Origin of the sequence: Sorangium sp. So ce204, assembly GCF_051526795.1 — a bacterium.
GTDB lineage: Bacteria > Myxococcota_A > Polyangia > Polyangiales > Polyangiaceae > Sorangium > Sorangium cellulosum_B.
The window spans coordinates 307,297-322,884 of the sequence record NZ_CP150317.1 but is presented as its reverse complement, the minus strand read 5'-3'; the positions used below and the strand labels follow the sequence as shown (position 1 = coordinate 322,884).

The window sequence follows — 15,588 nt, the reverse complement described above, 5'->3', positions numbered from 1 at the left end:
AGCCGACTCGACCCGCCCGGACAAGGCCCGCGCGCCACGCCGCTTGCCCGCGAGCGGCGACCGCGGGTACCCTCGCGTCGTGACCGCGTGCGCCGGCCGCCTGGTTCGCCTGTTCGGACGCGTCGGGCTCGTGCTGGGCTTCGCCTCTCTCGGGCGCGAGGCCCACGGTCAGGCTGCCGCAGGGCCATGCCTGTGGGGACGCGATCCCGCGACGTTGAAGTGCCTCCCCGAGCCGATCAAGCCGCCGCCGCCTCCTCCGACGCTGGAGCTCACGAGCTCGCCGAGCGAGGCGGAGGTGTTTCGCATCCCGGCGGCGCTGGAAGGGTGCCAGTCGGCCGAGGGACGATCCCTCGGCCGGACGCCTTTGACGCTGACGCCAAAGAGCGGGTTGCGATCGGGCACGCAGAAGTTCTGCCTGAAGGCGGCGGGGTTCGGGCCGACGCCCGTCTCGGTGAAGGTCGCCCCGTCGGGGCTCACCAGACCGCCTCCCGTCACGCTTTCCCCGTTCGTGCGGGCCAAGCTCAGGTGGGATCCGGTGTGCGCTTACTCCAGTCCACCCGAGTGGATCCTCCTCGTCCCGGAGGCTTCCGACGCGAAGGTCGAGCCGTCGAGAGCCCCCTTTCCGCCTGATCCCATGCCGCTCCCGCAGGGCGATCACAGGTTGGTTGTGTCGGCGGACGAGTTCAAAAAGAAGGAGATCACCGTGACGGTGGGGGCGCCGGGCGGCCCCGACCTGGATGCGCCCATCTGCCTCGAACCGGCGACGTCGGTCACCATTCGCAACGGGGAGAAGAAGCACCCGCTCGATGGCCTGTTCATCCAGCTGGTGAATCGTGAAACGCGGGTGCTGTGGAGCGGTGAGGCCCCCGTCGGATCGAAGTCCGTCGAGGTGCCTGTGCGGCCGAGGGATGTCGACGACATCTGGGTCTTCGCAGACCGCGGTTTTACCCGGCGCGTGCCGGAGCAGCACGTCGGGCGCCAACACGGGAGGACCGGCAAGGCGGAGAAGTCCATGCAGAGCGCCGAGGAGCTGGCCCGGTGGGAGGTGTGGCTCGATCTACGCTCCAGAGAAAAGGAGGGCGACGCGAATCGCAAATCGATTCGCGAGTCGATGACGAAAAAGTGCCTCGATCGCGAGATCGGCTACGGCGGCGAGTATTGTGCAAGCGAAGCCTACCTGCGCGTCCACAAGGACCACGTGAACCCGTCGGGCGCGAAGGTCCTGGAGCTCCTCAGGGCCGGCTGCCGGAAGGGCGACATCGCCTCTTGCGCGGCGATGCCCTCGTCGGACGCAGACGCGCTCGCCACGCTCGACGCGCAGTGCCAACAGGGCGCCGCCAGCCTCTCGTGGCTCGCGTGCGTGCGCCGTCGGCAGGGCTCGCGCCCAGGAAGCGCATTCCTCTACCTCGATAGCATCGCGGATCCCTACGAGTTCGAGACGACGCTAGACATCAGCTTCGGCGGAGCGACGGCCCTGACCGTCCAGGGGCGGCCGGGGCTCGTGCAGTGGGCCGAACTGGGGTTTGTGGTATTTCCGACGGAATTGTTCGGCGTAAAGTTCGCGTTGCGTCCGATCGACATCGCCGTCCTGCCGGCGCAGAGCGCGTCGGGCCGGCCTCGCGGCTACTTCGGCCTCGCGGGTGCCGGCCTGGAGCTCGGGGCCTCGGTCAACGCTGCGCCGAGCGTGCGCCTGGATCTCGCCGGCTTCGTGACCGGGTACTACACGGCCTCTGCCTCCAGCGCCGGCGGCTACCTCGACGTGAACGTTTCCATTCCGACGATGGACGACAAGTTCTTTCTTCAGCTCCGCGCCCGCGGCGGGCTCGCGCGCTTCCCGCAGTTCACGTCCATCCGCGACGACGAGCGCGTGCCGCAGGGCGGCGCCGTGCGTCCGTTCGTCGGGTTGGGGGTCAACTGGTTGGCTCGGGAGCAATGAGGGCTCATCGCTCCGGAAACACGTCCTCGAAGCGCCGGACGCGCTGGGGCCCCACCTCGTCGAACCGCTCGATGCGCGCGGTCTTTCCGTAACGGATCGTCAGGCCGAAGCGGCGCTGGGCCGCCTCCCACGATCGATCGGTCGAGCGCTCCCACGCGTGCAGCCTCATCCTCCCGACGAGCGGGACCGCGGCCACGACCTGCGTCTGCCAGGCTCCGACCGCCACATCGGCCGGGCTCTCGTCCAGGAGCGTCACGTCGGGCTGGCCCTCCCGCACGAGCACCAGCCAGGTCCGAGATGGGCTCGGGCCATCGACCGCGTCGACCAGCAGACCCGCGAGATGATCCTCGTCGGCGCCCGCCACCGCCCGAACGACGCACGACGGCGCGTTGCAGAAGGTCAGGGGCCACTGCTGCTGGATGGCCACCTGATCACCCGAGCGCGCCAGCACCCCGAGGATGGGCGCGGTCACGGTTGCTCGTTCGACGAAGCTCCCCGTTCCGAACGCGACGAGGCGCGGATTCCCCGCGAAGCTCGCGAGCGCATGAACGAACGGGAGGCGGAGCCCCGGGCCGCCGTTCACCTTCACGCCGCCCGCGCGGCCGGCCGTGGCGATGAGCAGCTGGTCGCCGAGCCACGCCGCCGCGCGGGCGCCATAACCTCCGTCCACCGGAGGCGACTTGTTTCCTTTGGTCAGCCCCTCGAACCAGGCGTCGAGGCGGGCGATCGACCGCCGCCCGTAGGTCCCGTCGGAGCAGACGTAAGCGATCATCGCGCCATCGCCGGACGGCTTGATCTCCAAGCTGATGACGTATGGCGACGGGTGCGCGTCCCGGGCTCTCTGCGCAAGGCACACCGGCAGCGTCACCGCGCCTTCGCGTCGGTTGATCACCAGCGCGTCGTCCACGGCGCCGATCGACCAGCTCCCCTCAGGCCGGATCTGCACGCGCCGGGTCCCGGATCCGGCGATTGATGTCGGCGCGCGGTCCGGGCGAAAAACGACGAGCTTCCCCGAGCACGAAGCCGTCAGCGTGCCATCCGAGAGCTCCAGCCGATCGCAGGCCTCCGCGCGCCGCTCCTTGCAGCGCTTCTCCTCCGTGCCCTCGTTGAGCTGCGCGGGGAGCCAGAGCGTGGCCGCAATGTCCGGCTCCGGCACGGCGGGCGCACGGTCGGCCCCACGGCGCGCGGCGGCGAACGCCCGGACAACAGCCGCCTCCTCGGAGCACGCCGCGGCGCCGAGCTGGTCGGCGAGATCGTCGAGCTCTCTCCCGCGTCGATCCCAGTAGGCGCGCGCCGCCTCGCGCGCGGGCGAGCCGTCGCCGGCGAGCCCGTCGGCCTGGAGGCTGCTCCAGGTCGCCGAAGCCTTGTCGTCGTCCGTGGCGTTCTGGATCTCCTCGGCGCCCCGCCGCGCCTTCTCCTGGCGCTCGATCGCCTCCTGCGCCGTTCGATCCCTGTTGCGCTTCCACATGACCCCGCCCGTCCCGGCGCCCGCGACGACGACCGCGGCGAGCAGGCCCCAGACCCACCGCGGCACGGGCGGCGCGGGCAGGATCTCCCGGACCCAGCGCTCGTCGAACCGCAGCCCGTAGATGCGGTTGCGCAGCCGGAGGCTGCCATCGGCGTTCCGGTGGACCAGGCCGGCGAGGAGCAGGGCCTCCTCGTCGCGCTCGGGCACGCCGGGCACGCTCTTGCGCTTGAGCATGGTGAGGTAGCGCGAGCGCGCGTGCGAGGATCCGGCGATGCGCTCCCGGACGATCTGCTCGATCCGGTTGAAGTGGACCTTGAACGTGGTCGGGTCGTTGATCTCCGCGAGCGCGAAGGCCTCGACGTCGGCGCTGCGCGCCCGCGCGGCCTTCTCGCACAGCGCGATCGTGAGGAACGGCTGTCCCGACGTCCAGGCGAGGATCTCGTCGACGACCGCCGGGCCCGGGAGCCCGTGGCCGGCGAGGTAGGCATCGAGCGGCGTCAGGTCGCACCGCTCGCGCGAGAAATCGGTGAGGCGGATGGTGCTGCCCACGTTGTACGGCGTGCTGGTCGAGCGCTTGATGAGCTCGTCCGCGGTGAGGACCCCGACCAGGCAGAAGGTCAGCCGGTCGAGCTCCGGCCGCGAGGCGCGCTCGTTGTGGAGGGAGCGGATGGTGAGGAAGAGGTCGTCTGTGAAGCCGAGGCCTTGCGTGACGTCGACCTCGTCGAAGACAACGACGATCGATGTCGGATCCGCCAGGAAGAACGCCTCGACGAACGCCTGGAATCGAGCGCCCATGGCCTCCTCCGCCGGCCGCTCGGACCACCACGCCTTGAAGGGTCGGCTCGCGCCCATGCTCAGCGCCATCTTGAGGAGCAGAGCTCGGTACCACGCTGTCCCGTCCTTCAGCTGGTTTCCGCCGAGCGCGCTCAGGTCGACCGACACCACCCGGATGCCCGCCGCCTGGAGGCGCTGCATGACCCGATGGACGAGGCTCGATTTCCCCATCTGGCGCGACGTGAGGATGTTGCAATACGTGCCGGCCGCGAGGAGGTCATGGACCTCCGCGTCCTCGGGTCGCGTGATGTAGATCGCGAGGTCGGGGACCGTCCCCCCGACCTTGATGGGTTGCAGCTGACGGATGTCGTCCGGCGGGCTCACGTGAGGGCGCCGAAGAACTGCGCGTAGGCGAGGTTCAGCGCGACGAAGCGCGGCGTTGGACGGCCCTCGGCGCGCACGAGCCCGAGCGTCACCAGCGCGGCGGCGGCCCTCGCTTCCGCCGGGGAGAGCGTCCTGTTGTGGACGATCTTGCGCATCACGGAGACGAGCTTCGGTTGGTCCGGGAGCTGCGGCGGGATGCTCTCGATTCGACTCAGCAGGGCCTTGAGGCTCATGGAGAAGGGGCCAGTCAAGGAGCCGCACTGCTCGTGAAGAAAGGCGACGCGGTCGCGGATCTCGGCCGGCGTCGGCGGCGCCGAGGGCTTGCCTTTCCCGGGGGCGAGCACGTACGCCAGGGCCTGGCGGGTGAGGGCGGGGTGCCCGCCCGTGGCTTGATGGAGCAGATCGACCTGGGCCGCGCCCAGCCTGAAGCTCGCCCGCTCCGCGACGATCGCGATGTCACCAGGCGCGAACGTATCGAGCTCGATCGGCCCCTTGTCGATGTTGAACGGCGACCGCTTGATGTCCGTCATGAGGTCGGACGGCTCGGTCGCGATGCACAGCACGAAGCTGCAGCTCAGGCGGACGTCGTCGATCCAGGAGCGGATCGACGAGAAGAACTCCTCGGCATAGGGGCGCTCGATCACGCGGTCCACCCCGTCCAGGATGAGGACCAGCCGGGGCATGTCCTCGAGGGCCATCATCAGGACCTCCTCGAAATCCGGCGGGCTCTCGAGCGGCTGCGTCGGGAGCGGGAGCTTCAGCCCTTTGCAGAAGACGCGCGCGAGGTCGTTCAGGAACGTCACGTACCCGCGGTTCTCTCCGTCGTCCTTCGGCAGCCGTCCGAACGAGCGAAAATTGATCAGCAGCACCGGGCGCCCCTCGTCCTCGCAGCGCTGGCGCAGGCGCAGGGCGAGGCTCGTTTTACCGAAGCCGGACGGGCTCAACATCGTGAGCACGAATGTCTCCGAGCCCATGCGATCGTACGCGTCGGCGTCCACGGGCCGCTCCAGATAGAAGAGATCGCCAGGCGGGAGGGCCCCCGCGCTCATCCGGATGCGCTGGAAGTCGGCTTGCGGGAGCGACGGAGGCGCGGCCGGTGCCTGGGGGGCGCCGGGCTCGACGGCCTGGTGGCCGATCGCCGCCATGATGGCGCGGACAGCGCCGGGCGTGTCCTGCTCGCCGCGCCATGGCGCGTACTGGAGCCGCCCGAGGTAGGTATCGAACTCGAAGGGCAGCGCTTCCAGCGCCGGGTCACGCACAGGGAGCAGGATCGGTCGTCCGGTCTGCCGCCATCGGGCGTACGCGATGCGCACCTCTTGCAGGAGCATCTGGCTCTCCAGCGACTCGGGCGTGAGGACGGGGACGAACACGTCGGCCCGCTCCAGCGTGGTCTGGATGCGCCGGGCCCAGTCCTCTCCGACCTTGATGTCGAGATCGACGAACGCCTCGTGCCCCGCGCCCTGGAGCGCGCGCTGGAGCTCCGCGACGAACGTGGCCTCCGGCTCTTTGCGACGGTAGGCGAGGAACACGCGCGACGAGCCCGCGATCGAGCGGAGGAACGAGGGTATCGACTGGAGGAGCCGGGTCGGCACCGCGAACGCCTTCGCGAACGCCGGGCTCACCGAGGGCTTGCCGCCGCCGTCCGGCGCGACGCGCCTGTAGAGCTGGTGACTGACCACGCCGACGACCCCTCGCTCGGTGAGGACGGGCGCGCCGGACATCCCCTCGAGTGGAGCCGGGTCCCCGTCGACGTGGAGCGAGAGCAGCCAGCCGTCGGTGCCCGCGGCGCGCCGGGCGATCGACCCGTCGACCGTGCCGCCCAGCCAGAGCGGCGCCCGCTCGATGGAGAGCGGGTGGCCGAAGCTCCGCCAGTCGGGGCGCTCGGCGAGATCCTCCCCCGAGAGCGGGAGGCATGCGGTCCCTTCGACCTGGCGCGCAAGCTCGAGAACCGCGATGTCGAGGCCGACGTCCGGATCGAAGCGCTCGAAGACGACCTGGAACGGGACCTCCGACGCGTCTCGCGCCTGGGTGAAGGAGATGTTCCCCTGCGCAGCCTTCTCGCCCGCTGGCCCTCGCAGGCAATGGGCACATGTGAGGACGCGCGTCGGCGTCACAAGGAACCCCGTGCCGTAAACCGAGCCCCCTCGATCGAGCGTCGCGCGGATCCGCCCGACGGACCTCGGGAGGGCGTCGTGCTGTAGGGTCATCACCGTGGCCTCTCGCCCAGGATCGGGAGGAAGCGACGCGGCGTCAAGGCGGGCGGGCGACGGGCGCGCCCTGACACGCGAAGTCGCCATCCAGACGTGCGCCGCTTCGATGGCCAGCTCCCGCACCGTCGGATAGCCAAGCCACCAACTCCGAAGCTGCTCCGGCGGGAGGCTGCCTTCCAGCCGTCCGATGGCGTGCTTGATCGCAAGCTCCCACCAGGATGCGACCGAAATCAGTACCTGCGCACCGGGATCCTGGACCGCATCGACGACCTCCCGCCGTAAGCGGTTGGGTCGGCGGCGAACCAGATTGCGACGTGCGTGTCGAGGAGTCACTTCAAGGCTCGTCTGCCTCGAATGCACCCCGGACGTCGTCAGGGCGAGCGGGCGTGGCGGCTGATCTACGGCGTGCTCACCGATCGCCACGGCAATGCGACCGACGCGAACGTGAGGGAAGATCGCGACGCGATCGGGGCGCGCGTCGACGTGGACCTCAACGGAGACGGCGACTTCCGCGCGGGCGGCCATACCGGGGCCGATCGCGTGGCGACCTACCTGGTGGGCGCCGGCCAGTGGGGCAACCGGCAGCCGCCGTTGCGGCGCTCGTCGGCGGCGAGGTCCCCGGCAAGCTGGCGCCCTGACGAGCGCGAGCTCTGGACATGACCGTGGACGGCGAATTCCGCGCGTCACGAAGCCCACCAGGGATCCGCGAGCGGAGAGAGAATTCAACGCAAAGCCGCCAAGAGCGCACAGGCGCAACGGTATACAAATCTATTCTTTTTTGCGCCTTTGCGCTTTCGCGTTGAATTCTCTCTCCGCTCCCTGGCGGGCGGAGCTAACGCCGCGCCCGCAGCGCGCCGAGCCTCGCTCGCGCCTGCTCCGCGGAGATGGATCGCGGGCGCGCCTTGCCCCAGCGCTCGAGGACAGCCTCGTACGCCCCCGCGGCGCCGTGCAGATCACCTGTCGCCTCCAGGGCCATGCCCAGGTAAAGCCGCGCCTCCGTGGTCGAGAACGGGTCGGCCAGGGCCGCGCACGAGCGCGCCACGCGCGTCAGCGGCCCGATCGCCTCCTGCCCCTTCCCCGCGAGCGCGTACACCTTGCCGATGTGCAGATCGAGCAGGAGCCACCGGCCGCTCTCCGACGGGAGCGGCTGGTCGAGCGGCATCGTCTCGAACGCCGCCGCCGCGTCGGCCGCGGTCTCCACGCCGGCGGCGTACGCCTCGGTCCAGAGCAGCCAGCGGTGCTCCGGCTTGATCTCCTGCGCCGCGGCGCGCCACTTCGACTGGACCCGCTCCACCCACGCGGAGCGCGCCGCGTCGTACGCCTCCTGTGTCATCGACGCTGCCCGGAAGCTGTACGGCAAGAACGCGATGGTCCAGTCGGCCGTCGTCGCCGGCTCGGACCAGGCGCTCATCCGGCGGAGGAAATCGTCCGCCACACGCCCGGCATCCCGCGGCAAACCCATCTCACGGTAGAGCTCCGCCAGCCTGAGGGCCGGGCTCGCGTGCGCGTCCTGATCGTTCCTGCCGGCGACCTCGCGCTGCCATGCGCGGGCGTGCTCCACCGCCAGCTCGAAGTCGCCGTCCATGACCGCGAGCGAGATCCGATCGAGCAGCTCCTTCGCCCTCCGCTCGCCCTCGGGGACCGCCGCCCACCCCTGCTCCAGGGCCACGAGCACGCTCTCGCGCGGCGCGCCCCGCGCGTGGAGCGCCAGCGCCAGGTGCCGGTGCGCCGGCGCCGCCTTCGGATCGATCGAGAGCCAGCGGCGCGCGTGCTCCTCCACCTGCCGGCAATCGCCCTGGCGATGGAGGAGGCGCACCCGGTTCGCGAGGCAGAGCGTCGCGCCGGGAGCCGTCTCGGCGCAGGCCTGGTAGGCGGCGAGCTCCGCCGCGACATCCCCCTTCATCCCGAGCGACTCTCCCTTGGACCCCCACGCGAGCACGTGGCCCCGGTCCAGGGCGAGCGCCCGATCGTAGGCCTCGATGGCGGCGTCGAACCGGAGCTGCGCGAACCTCGCCGCGCCCAGGTACACGAGGAGCTCCGGATCGGCCGGGAACCTCGAGGCCGCAGCCTCGAGCCGCCGCTCCCACGCCACGGCGTCGGAGGGCTGGCGCACGTACGGCTCGGCCGCGTCGAGCAGCGCCATGTCGCGCTCGCCGAGGGCGGCCCGGTGCCGGAGCGCGAGCTGGAAGTGCTCGCGCGCCACGGCCGGCCTCTGCCGAAACGTCCAGATCGCCACGCGCAGGTGTCCGGCGCCGAGGCCGCGATCCAGCGCCACGGCGCGCTCCATCGTGCGCGAGGCCACGTCCGGCGCGCCGTCACGGTAGGCCTGCAGCGCCTCCTGGTAGAGCGCCGCGGCCTCCGGATTGCTCGAGGCGGGGCGCGGCGGCTCCGGGGCGGCGACTGCCGCGCTGATCGGCCGGGGCGGCGGCTCCGGGGGACGCCGGAGCACCGCGACCGCGGCGCCGGCGACCGCCGAGGCCGCCAGCGCGAGCGCGACGAGCCCGCGCCGGCCCGGGCGCGCGCGCTCGTCGCGTGCGGTCCGCACCACGACGGCCTCACCCGACGCGGCCCCGTGATCCGGCCGCGGCGCAGGCTCCGCACCGGCCGGCGCGGGCGGCGCGCCATCGGGGCGCAGCGACGCCGGGTCGGTCCGGTGCGGCACGGTCGGCTCGAAGCCGATCCCCCCGGGCGTGCCCGCGTGCTCGGCGCCTGGCGCAGGGCCGCCCCGCGCGTTCGCGCTCTCGACCCGGGTCTCGGCCTCTCGCGCCGCGTGCAGTGAGCGCGGCGGGAGGCTCGGCAACTCGCCCTCGAGCCCCTCGGCGGCGATCAACGCGCGCCAGAACGCGCCGGCGTCGGGGTACCGGTCGCGCGGTGAGACGCTGAGCGCCCGCGAGAGCACGCGCTCGACAGCGTCCGGCGCCGAGACGCCGCGCGCTCGCAGCGTGGGGCGCAGCGCAGGATCGACGACCACCGAATAGAGCTCGACGATCCCCTCCCCCGCCAGCGCCCGAGCGCCCGTCACGAGCTCCACGAAGACGAGCGCGAGCGCGAAGACATCGGTCCATGGCCCCGTCGCGCCGCGCTGTCTGTCGAACTGCTCCGGAGCGCCGTAGCGGGGCGTGAACACCGAGGGCCCCTCCGCGGTGCTCGCGAGCGCCGCGGTGCGCGAGCGCTGATCGCCGATGATCTTGGCGATGCCGAAATCGAGGACCTTGAGCGTCCTCGCGCCCCCCGCGTCGGCGAGGAAGAGGTTCTCCGGCTTGACGTCGCGGTGCGCGATGTTCTGCTCGTGCGCCACCGCGAGGGCGCGCACCGCGGGGTCGAGCAGGAGGATCGCCTCGCGACGGGACAGGGCGCCGCCGCCTCCGGCGCGCAGGCGCTCGAGGTGGCTGGCGAGCGTCTCGCCGTCCAGCCACTCGAGCACGAGATAGGGCACACGAGCGCCCTCCTGGGTCGTGAAGACGCCGATGTCGAGCGCCTGGACGATGCCGGGCGAGAGGCGCGAGAGCTGGAGCAGGAGCCGCCCCTCGTCGCGCAGCCGTCGGATGAAATCCTGCTGCGCCTCGGGCGAGAGCTCGTCGGGCAGCTTGAGGCACTTGATCGCGACGGGCGCGTCGAACCCCTCGTGCACGCCGCGATAGACGACGCCGAACCCGCCGGCGCCGACGGCGGAGAGGACACGGTATTTGCCGTCGATCGTGGTCCCGCAGAGCCGGAATACGTCGCGCTGGGCGCCGGACATCGGCGGGAGTATACGCCATCTCCGGAGGGCAGACTCAGGGCGGCTCGGCGTTCGCCATGGCGGCCCGGAGCCGGCCGCATGCCTCCACGAACCCGGTCGAGAGGACCTGGTCGAGGTGCCAGAAGTTCCTCTGCCGATCGTGCTCGTAGAACCGGGCGATCGTCACCAGGAGCAGGTCCACGCACAGCGCCGGATCGCGCCAGGCGAGCTCCGTCTGCGGCCCGCTCCGCGACCCGCTCCGCGGCCCGCCCGCGCACGACGCGGCGAGCGTCCGCTCGAGCACCGCGGCGATCTGCGCGAGCTGCAGCACCATCCGGCGGCACGCGCTCGCGCGGATCCCTCCGCCCTTCGCAGCCACCGGCCGCAGCGTGTCGTCGAACGCCGTCGCAAACTCGCGCCACAGCAGCGCGCCCGCCTGATCCACCGCCTCCTTGAGCCCCGCGGCCGGAACGCGCGGCGAGAGCGCGTCGACGAGGCGGGCGCGCGCCCCCTCGTCCTCGGCCAGCGCGCGGTACGGCGCCGACCATCGGGCGACCTGGCGGCGAACGTCGCCCACCGTCAGATCGAGCTTGAGCCCCGTGATGGGGAGGAGCGACGCGTCCGGCAGCTTCAGGGAGGGCCTGTGCCAGGCGTACTTGCTCTCCATGAAATCGGCGAGCATCTCGGCGATGCCGTTGCTCGCGGCCACCTGGATCCGCGCCCTGACGTCGGCTTCGGCGAAGCGGAGCAGCGCCGCCTCGTCGAGCTCGGTGCGGCCCCCGCGCTCGACGAACGCCGAGGCGATGCCGGGGCCGACCGCGCCGGGAAACACGGTGTCGAGCGCGAGGGGCTCCTCGAGCCGCGGCAGCACCGCGTACTCCCACTCGAACTCGGCCAGCGCCTCCTGCCACGCATGGCCCCAGGCGTCATGAACCACGTAGTCCTCGACCTCCGGCGTCCGGAGGACCATCACCATGGTGGCGAGGGTCTGTGTGACGACGTCCGTCGGGACCGAGGCCGCGTCCGCGAGGGAGCGCGCGAGCGCCGGATCGATGGCCGCGCGGTCGAAGTAGCCGAACGCGGGAAACCGCGCCGTCGCCGCGGTGTTCGTGTCGTCGCATCGGGCGATGAAGGCCGAGATGGCGCGCCGCTCCTCCTCGGGGCGCTCGTCCCAGCCGGGCACCTCGAGCCGCGGCGCCTCGCCGGAGCCCGCCGCGCCGGGCGAGCCGGTCGCCGGCGCCGACGCGCGGATGCACAGGAAGATCGCGGTCGACGTCATGAGCAGATCCACGTCGCCCGGGCGCCACGGCAACGGGCCGTAGATCGCGCTCATGAGCTCGGCGCACGCGGCGGGCGACGCGCCCCCCTTCGCGGCGAGCTGCGCGGCGATCGCCTTCGTGATCGCGTGCTTCACCGCGAGGTTGGCGGTCATATGATCCATCGCGGCCTCGACCTGCGCGAGCTCCGCCTCCTCCCACCCGAGCGCCTCCCGCAGCGCCCGCCGGACGCGCGGGATCCCCTCGCTGCCCTCCGGCAGATCGAGCGGGAAATCGAGGAGCGGGCGCGACGCGACCGTATCGATGAGCGGCGCGGAGCTGCTGCCGGCGAACCGGAGCCAGAGCAGCACCGCCTCGGTGAACCAGGCCCGGAACGACGCGCTCGCCGCGTGGAACTCGTCCGGGGTCGGCTCGCTCAGGGCGTCGATGCCGCGCATCAGCCGCTCGCGAAGATCGCGCCCCCTCGCCTCCCGCTCCTCGCGGCTGCCCTTCGTCGCGTCCTGCAGCTCCTCGATGTCGGCGAGCACATCGAGCGTGGGTCCCCACGCGGCCGGGAGCGTCGGCTCGAAGAGGGCGGCCGCGCACAGGATGGGCGCCGAGGGTTGAGAGCCGGTGTTCTTCTGGTCCATGGCCATTCCTTGAAGAGGGGTGCGACCTCCCATCGCATCACAGGCGCATGCCCTGAAGCAAGGCCCCGGACCAGCGTGTCCCAGCGAGAAGACGGGAGCCTTCCGGCACACACCGCAGGTTCGTGTCCTCGGGCCTGCGATGTGTCTCTCGGGCCTCCGCGCCGAGCGCACGGGCTCCACCATGAACGCTGGCGCCCGCTTCGGGACCGCTCTAATTTCGCGCGCCGGCGGTCCCTTCCGCGATCGCCGGCGCACGAAGCGCACCCAAGTATTCGTCTCTCGTGAGCGACGGGAGCACTGGATTCATTGGCGTGTGCAGGGCGCTCACCAGTGGAGTACCCTCAGCCCCGGTATTCGTGGGAAGCTGCGGTCGTCTCGGGTTGCCACATCATACCCGACTGCGAGCGCCGTCGCCGCAATCAAGAGGTCGTGCGCACCGACAGGCGAGCCCTTCGCCGCAAGCTCAGCAGAAAGGCGAGCGTGCACGCGTGCAACCACGAGATCGAAGGGAACCAAAGACAAGTCGGCGAGCAGCCGCTCGACGAACGCCTCTCGCCGGGCGCGCTGCGAAGCTTCCACCGCTCGGTGAACCCCATGCAAGAGCTCCGATGCGGTGATCGTCGCGATGGCCACCGGTTCGTCCCCGTGATCACGAAGCACGCGCTCGAGGTCCAGCTTCCCCCGCTCGGCCGCGATGAGCACGCTGGAGTCGATCAGCGCTCCCACGGGGTCTCCGGCAGCATCGGCTGGTTCCGTGCGACCTCCTCGACGGCGTCGAGGTAATCATCGTCCGGGCGCGGCGCGGATTGCAGCAGTCGAACGAGGTCCCGCACCGTCCGCCGCGCGGGAACGATGGGTTCGATCCGGCAGATCGGTTCACCTTCGCACTCGACGACAAACACGTCCCCATGCGAACGGACGCGCTCGAGTACGTCCGGAAACGTCTGCGTGGCCTCAGCTGCGGAAATGTAGGACGCCATGCGGCTCATGGTACCCGGTCCTGCCCATCTGACAACCCGCCAGGCGCTGTCCCTCTTTTCGATGGTTACGCCCGCGCATGCACGGGACCTGGCGGTGGGCCGAGGCCCCACTGAAGCGCGGCGGCGAAAAGGGTGGACGCGGCGCGTGGCGCCGCGGGGCGTCGAGTGGAGCGAGGCTCGGCGCAGCGTCAGCACCCGCCGGTTGTCGGGCGGCACGGCGCAGTTTACAAGCTTGGTCCGGACCAAAGCTTGAGCGCCTTATTGAGGAGGTCCTTCCCACGCTTCTGGATCGCCTCCTCGTCCCAGGTATCGTGCTCGTGAAGCTGCTGGTTGATCGGTAGCAATGATGCACTCATGAGTGCAGGCTTTTTCGTTGTCCACGCGGAATTCGACACGGTTGAATTTAGCGCCTGGGTGACCAGCGTTAGATTCCCGAAAGTCTGAACGAGATCGTTGCGACGCTTGGTTGCAACAGCCTTCGGGTCGTCGGGCTTCGCTTCCCATAGTTCCGTGCCTGGCAAACCCTTTTCGCCGCTCGGAAGCGTCCACTTTTCGAGCCAACTTTGGGGCATGATGTGCTCGACGGTGAGCGGACTATCAATCGTGATTCGCTCACTGAGCTTCGTCAGGTGCTCTTCGCCGACACGTCGCAGAATATGAACAACCTTAGGATTGGTGAGCTCGTAGGCGTTCCCGTTCAGCCACGCCTCTGAGAATTGAGCGTCAGTGGGCCACGCCGAGCTCTCGCCAGAGAGACCAGAGAGAGTTACGCGGAGGATCTCTGAAGATGTACCCGCCGTTCGCAAGACCCTCGCGAGATTGAGAAAAATGCGGTTATACGACTTGGTGGTCCACCCAAGCACGGCTCTTCGCAAAAGGTAAGATTCCAGAATCGCCGAAATCGACCTCCATTGGTCCTCATTCAAATTTGCGTCAAGAAGAAACAGCAACAGAGGATAACCAGTCCGAATATCGAAGGATTCGAGGAAGGTCGCCAAGCCGAAGACGGCGTCTCCTCGCGTAGGCGCGAGGAGACGCCGGAAGTGTTCGCGCTGCCTCGAGAGCGCAGCGAGCTCCTCCGTTACGCTGTCGAACGGCCGCGCTCTCTCAATCCAGAACTTGTACTCCACGAAGAGGTGCTTGATGGGGATGTCCACCATCTGCCGACTCGCCAGAAAATGCTGCATGAAGAGGTCACTTCGTGGGCGGATCAAGCGCCCTTGGCGTACCTCCTGTCGCCAGAAGTCGTCGTCAAAGCCTGCCCAATACTTTTCGTAAAGATCCTCTTGCGACTCGTTGAGCCTGGCAGCCCTCAGAAAGATATAGTTACGCAACAGGTCAGCCGGAAGCAACGGCTCACCACGAGCGTTCAGGGTTTCAAAGATCATTTGGGCATCGTCGTCCTTCTCCAGGTCAATCGCGACGACTTGCAACGCGCTCTTGAGCGCCTGGAAAGCTTCCTCGATTCGTGCGGCGAGCGGCTGCTCCGCCGCCAATGGCTTTTCCGCTTCCGTTCCCAAGAAGAATTCTCGGATCCGATCGCTGAAGAACAGGTATGCCTCGATCATCCTGGGCCGAGGGTCGTGCTTGCGAGCATATCTTTGACGACGCAAAGGATGTTTAGTCTCGATCTCGGCGCGCGAACCAAGACCAACCGCATCGCGAAACTGGTCGCGATCGAGCTGCGTCGGCCACACCTTGAACTTATCGACATCGGGATTGGCCATCATACCTCTATTCAGAGTGTAGCCATCCAGTTCCTTCGCCAGCTCCTCGCAGCCACGCTCACGGCAGAAGTCACGGAGCGAAGAAAGGAAGATTTGAAGCGTTGTAAGGCGTTGCTGACCGTCGACAACTTGCCTTTTCTCGACATGAGTAGCAGGAGTGCTCTTCTGATCGAGGACCATTGCACCAAGGAAGTGAACTGGCGCATCCTTACGACCATTCAGATACTCGATAAATTTGCGCTCAATATCCTCCCAGAGTGGCTCCCACTGCTGCTCGCGGCTCCAGACATATTGGCGCTGAAAGAGCGGCACCTCGAGCCGCATCTTCTTCTCAAATTACGCGAGCAGCGAAACGGCGTTTGCTTTCATTGCATGCTCCTGAGCAAAGACTGACGAGGCGTAGGGGTACGCTGTGAGCTCCCCCCGGAACTCGCCCCTGGCCTTCCTTAAGGCCGCAGGGGGCTCGGACGACCGGCAGCCGA

General features: G+C 69.4%; 10 protein-coding genes. 2 read left to right on the top strand and 8 right to left on the bottom strand.

The genetic code is table 11. The features are described 5' to 3' along the window. Positions 1 to 168 precede the first annotated feature (168 nt). A complete protein-coding gene (locus tag WMF22_RS01245; protein ID WP_438034577.1) occupies positions 169 to 477 on the bottom strand; it encodes a hypothetical protein in 309 nt (102 codons plus the stop codon). A gap of 157 nt (positions 478 to 634) precedes the next feature. Between WMF22_RS01245 and WMF22_RS01240 the strand changes: the two genes are divergently transcribed. Next, positions 635 to 1,936, top strand: a complete 1,302-nt coding sequence (locus WMF22_RS01240) for a hypothetical protein (RefSeq protein WP_438034576.1) — start codon at positions 635 to 637, stop codon at positions 1,934 to 1,936. Between the two features lie 4 nt (positions 1,937 to 1,940). Here WMF22_RS01240 and WMF22_RS01235 read toward each other — a convergent pair whose 3' ends face one another. Both WMF22_RS01235 and WMF22_RS01230 read right to left on the bottom strand, forming a co-directional pair. Beyond that, the gene (locus tag WMF22_RS01235; RefSeq protein ID WP_438034575.1) at positions 1,941 to 4,562 is read right to left on the bottom strand and encodes an AAA-like domain-containing protein; all 2,622 of its coding nucleotides are present in this window, start codon (positions 4,560 to 4,562) and stop codon (positions 1,941 to 1,943) included. Continuing rightward, positions 4,559 to 6,769, bottom strand: coding sequence for an AAA-like domain-containing protein (locus tag WMF22_RS01230; protein ID WP_438034574.1), 2,211 nt, complete (start codon positions 6,767 to 6,769; stop codon positions 4,559 to 4,561). Before WMF22_RS01230 ends, WMF22_RS01235 begins: the two co-directional genes overlap by 4 nt. Before the next feature lie 357 nt (positions 6,770 to 7,126). Between WMF22_RS01230 and WMF22_RS01225 the strand changes: the two genes are divergently transcribed. After that, a complete protein-coding gene (locus tag WMF22_RS01225) occupies positions 7,127 to 7,432 on the top strand; it encodes a hypothetical protein (RefSeq protein ID WP_438034573.1) in 306 nt (101 codons plus the stop codon). 172 nt (positions 7,433 to 7,604) lie between these two features. Here WMF22_RS01225 and WMF22_RS01220 read toward each other — a convergent pair whose 3' ends face one another. The 5 genes from WMF22_RS01220 to WMF22_RS01200 all read right to left on the bottom strand — a co-directional run bounded on the left by WMF22_RS01220 (position 7,605) and on the right by WMF22_RS01200 (position 15,430). Continuing rightward, the gene (locus WMF22_RS01220; protein ID WP_438034572.1) at positions 7,605 to 10,514 is read right to left on the bottom strand and encodes a protein kinase domain-containing protein; all 2,910 of its coding nucleotides are present in this window, start codon (positions 10,512 to 10,514) and stop codon (positions 7,605 to 7,607) included. A gap of 34 nt (positions 10,515 to 10,548) precedes the next feature. Further along, on the bottom strand, positions 10,549 to 12,399 hold the full coding sequence (locus WMF22_RS01215; RefSeq protein WP_438034571.1) for a hypothetical protein: 1,851 nt from the start codon (positions 12,397 to 12,399) through the stop codon (positions 10,549 to 10,551). 324 nt (positions 12,400 to 12,723) lie between these two features. Next, positions 12,724 to 13,125, bottom strand: a complete 402-nt coding sequence (locus WMF22_RS01210; protein WP_438034570.1) for a type II toxin-antitoxin system VapC family toxin — start codon at positions 13,123 to 13,125, stop codon at positions 12,724 to 12,726. Beyond that, entirely contained in the window at positions 13,113 to 13,379 is a 267-nt protein-coding gene (locus WMF22_RS01205; RefSeq protein ID WP_438034569.1) for a hypothetical protein, read from the bottom strand. The genes WMF22_RS01210 and WMF22_RS01205 overlap by 13 nt, the downstream gene beginning before the upstream one ends. Positions 13,380 to 13,603: 224 nt before the next feature. After that, entirely contained in the window at positions 13,604 to 15,430 is a 1,827-nt protein-coding gene (locus tag WMF22_RS01200) for a DUF262 domain-containing protein (RefSeq protein ID WP_438034568.1), read from the bottom strand. Between the last annotated feature and the right edge of the window lie 158 nt (positions 15,431 to 15,588).

Excerpts from the sequence above, each read along its gene's own strand:
- WMF22_RS01240 (WP_438034576.1), top strand. The coding sequence starts at position 635 with ATGCCGCTCCCGCAGGGCGATCACAGGTTGGTTGTGTCGGCGGACGAG.
- WMF22_RS01230 (WP_438034574.1), bottom strand. The coding sequence starts at position 6,769 with ATGACCCTACAGCACGACGCCCTCCCGAGGTCCGTCGGGCGGATCCGC.
- WMF22_RS01225 (WP_438034573.1), top strand. The coding sequence starts at position 7,127 with ATGCACCCCGGACGTCGTCAGGGCGAGCGGGCGTGGCGGCTGATCTAC.
- WMF22_RS01220 (WP_438034572.1), bottom strand. The coding sequence starts at position 10,514 with ATGTCCGGCGCCCAGCGCGACGTATTCCGGCTCTGCGGGACCACGATC.
- WMF22_RS01215 (WP_438034571.1), bottom strand. The coding sequence starts at position 12,399 with ATGGACCAGAAGAACACCGGCTCTCAACCCTCGGCGCCCATCCTGTGC.
- WMF22_RS01205 (WP_438034569.1), bottom strand. The coding sequence starts at position 13,379 with ATGGCGTCCTACATTTCCGCAGCTGAGGCCACGCAGACGTTTCCGGAC.
- WMF22_RS01200 (WP_438034568.1), bottom strand. The coding sequence starts at position 15,430 with ATGCGGCTCGAGGTGCCGCTCTTTCAGCGCCAATATGTCTGGAGCCGC.